The following is a 3,136-nucleotide window of genomic DNA, read 5'->3' as shown; positions in this document are numbered from 1 at the left end:
GGACGACGAAGAGGCTCTCCTCTTCGCGCCGATGCTGCGCAGGGACCGCGACGAGGTCGACGCCGTCGTCTCGTGTACCGCTGCCGGCCACACGGCCGGTGTGCCCGTCGACTGGACCGGTGTGACGGGCCCCTGCTCGACGGCAGGCGTCGACCTGCCCACATACGCCTTCCAGCGTGAGCGGTACTGGCCCCAGACGAAGCGCAGCGAGGTCACCCTCGATCTTCGTCCTTGGGAACCGGCGGCACCGGAGGAAGCACGCGAACTGGCCACCGTGCTGGGCATCAGCGAGGACGTCGTACAGGAGGTCCTTTCGGCGTTCTCGGGCCGACGGCAGGAGCGCACGGAGCGGGCCGAAGTGGACGGCTGGCGCTACCGCGTCGAATGGGAGGCAGTCACTCCCACACCCGGAGCACACCGCACCGGTCGCTGGCTCGTACTCCACCCCGAAGGGGCTACCGCGCTGGTCGACACCGTGACCGCGGGCCTGTCCGACCCTCTTCTCCTGTCTTTTCCCGAGCGTCCCGACCGACAGAGCCTCGCCCGCGCCGTCACCGCTGCCGTCGCGACCATGAGGGCGCAAGCAGCGGGTGTGATCGTGCTGCCCGCCACGTTGGAGCAGGCACTCGGCGCCACCCAGGCGCTGGGCGACGCGCAGGCGGGCGGGCCCGTGTGGTGGGTCACCCGGGGAGCCGTCATGGTCGGGCAGTCCGCCGACGGCCGGCCGGTTCCCGAACAGGCCGCCATCTGGGGGCTCGGGCGGGTCGTCGCGCTGGAGCATGCCGATCGTTGGGGCGGGCTGCTGGATCTGCCCGAGACTCTGGACGGCGACGCCGCCCGCCTTCTCGCCGACGTCGTCGCCTCCCCTGCGGAGGACCAGATCGCGGTACGGGACGGCCGAGCCTTTGGCAGGCGTCTGCGTCAGGTTCCGGCGCCGCAGGGCACCGGACAGGGGTGGAAGCCTTCCGGAACAATGCTGGTCACTGGTGGGACCGGTGCTCTCGGCGCGCACGTCGCACGTTGGCTCGTCCGCCAGGGTGCCGAGGAACTGGTTCTCACCAGCCGCCGCGGAGCCGACGCCGACGGCGTCGCACAGCTCGTCGCGGACCTGCACGACATGGGAGCCGACCAGGTGAGCGTCGAGGCCTGCGACCTCGCGGACCGGGAAGCGGTCGAGGCGCTGCTCTCCCGGCACCAGGCCGACGCCGTCTTCCATGTGGCGGGCGTACCGGACCACATGCCCTTCGACGACATCGACACCGCCCATCTGGAGCGGGTCGTCGGGGCGAAGGCGTACGGCGCGGTGCACCTGGACGAGCTGACCCGTGACCGGGACCTGAGTGCCTTCGTGGTGTTCTCGTCCATCGCGGCCGTGTGGGGGAGCGGATCCCAAGGCGCCTACGCGGCGGCGAATGCCTGGGCGGACGCCGTGGTGGAGGACCGCCGCGCCCGCGGACTGGCAGGTGTCACGGTGCAATGGGGCCCGTGGTCGGGCGGAGGGATGGTGTCGAGCGCCGGAGCGGCGGAACTGCGGCGGCACGGCCTGCGGGCCATGCCACCCGGCCGCGCACTGCTGGGGCTCGCATCCGCGTTGGAGGAATCTGGCGGCGCGGTCACCGTGGCCGACGTGGACTGGGAGCGTTTCCTTCCCGCGTTCACCAGCCGTCGTCCCAGCCCTCTCCTGAGCACGCTTCCGGGCTTCGAGGCAACGACGCCCGACGTCACCGGGGACAAGGAGACCGAGGACGTCCGTGCCGCCCTCGTCGCTCGCCTGACGAACCGGCCGGAGAAGGAGCGTCGGCGGGCCCTGCGGGAGATCGTCCGCGAGCGGGCCGGCGCCGTGCTCGGACGGTCGACGAGTTCGGCCGTGGGCCTCGACCGTTCCTTCCGAGACGTCGGTTTCGACTCCCTCACCGCCGTGGAACTGCGCAACCGACTCCACGCGGAGACCGGCCTGCGGCTGCCGACGACGCTGGTCTTCGACCACCCGACGCCACGCCACCTCGCCGATCGCCTCTACGAGGAGCTCTTTTCGGACGAGACATCGGCACAGGACGGTGAAGAGGCCTCGTTCCGTACCGTCCTGTCCGCGATCCCCTTCTCCCGCTGGCAGGAGAGTGGCCTGTTGACGGCCGTCCTGTCCCTGGCACAGGAGGGCGCGGACGCCCCCGCACGCCCGTCCGACGACACCTCCTCACCCGGCGCGATCGACACGATGGACGTCGACGCACTCGTTCAACTGGCCCTGGGCGACTCCACCTCCTGAGACCCCACCCGCCCCCGCAGCCACTCTTCCCGTCCGCCCGCGAACGGGCCACGAACCAGTGGAGCTGAGCATGTCCACCTCCGAAGAGCGCGTCGTCGCCGCGCTGCGCGCCTCCCTCTCCGAGAACGAGCGTCTGCGCCGGCGCAATGAAGAACTCACCCAGGCCGCCTCAGAGCCGATCGCCATCGTCGGCATGGCCTGCCGCTACCCCGGCGACGTCACCACCCCGGAGCAATTGTGGAACCTGGTGCTCTCCGGCACCGATGCGATTACACCTGTCCCGGTGGACCGAGGATGGGACACGGCAGATGCCGCCGCGGCCTCGACCGCCCAGGGCGGATTCGTCGCCACGGCAGCGGACTTCGATGCCGGCTTCTTCGGAGTGTCGCCTCGTGAGGCACTCGCGATGGACCCACAGCAGCGCCTGATCCTGGAGACCTCCTGGGAGGTTTTCGAGCGCGCGGGCCTCGACCCCGGCTCCATCCGGGGCAGCCGCACCGGCGTCTTCGTCGGATGCAGCAATCAGAACTACGGCGCCGTCCACGGCGGCGATCTGCCCGAGGGCATCGAAGGCCACCTGCTGACCGGCAACGCGGCGAGCGTCGTCTCGGGGCGTGTGTCGTACGTGCTGGGTCTTGAGGGGCCTGCGGTGACGGTGGACACGGCCTGTTCGTCGTCCCTGGTCGCTCTGCACCTGGCGGTGCAGTCGTTGCGGGCGGGGGAGTGTGATCTGGCGCTGGCCGGTGGAGTGACGGTGATGTCCACCCCTGATGTCTTTGCCGAGTTCGGTCGCCAGGGTGGGTTGGCGGCCGATGGCCGGTGCAAGGCGTTCGGGGAGGGTGCGGATGGTACGGGGTGGGGTGAGGGTGT

Annotated in this window: 2 protein-coding genes; both read left to right on the top strand. The window is 70.8% G+C overall.

What is annotated here, in order from left to right:
- A partial coding sequence (locus AC3ET3_RS35945; protein ID WP_435613717.1) for a beta-ketoacyl reductase occupies nucleotides 1-2,266 on the top strand: 2,266 nt, incomplete at its 5' end.
- A 70-nt stretch (nucleotides 2,267-2,336) separates the two neighbouring features.
- On the top strand, nucleotides 2,337-3,136 hold an 800-nt coding region (locus tag AC3ET3_RS35940; protein ID WP_435613716.1), incomplete at its 3' end, for a beta-ketoacyl synthase N-terminal-like domain-containing protein.

The organism is Streptomyces sp. bgisy159 (genome assembly GCF_057707805.1).
The sequence above is the reverse complement of the archived record's forward strand: the minus strand, read 5'-3'. Positions and strand labels throughout refer to the sequence as shown.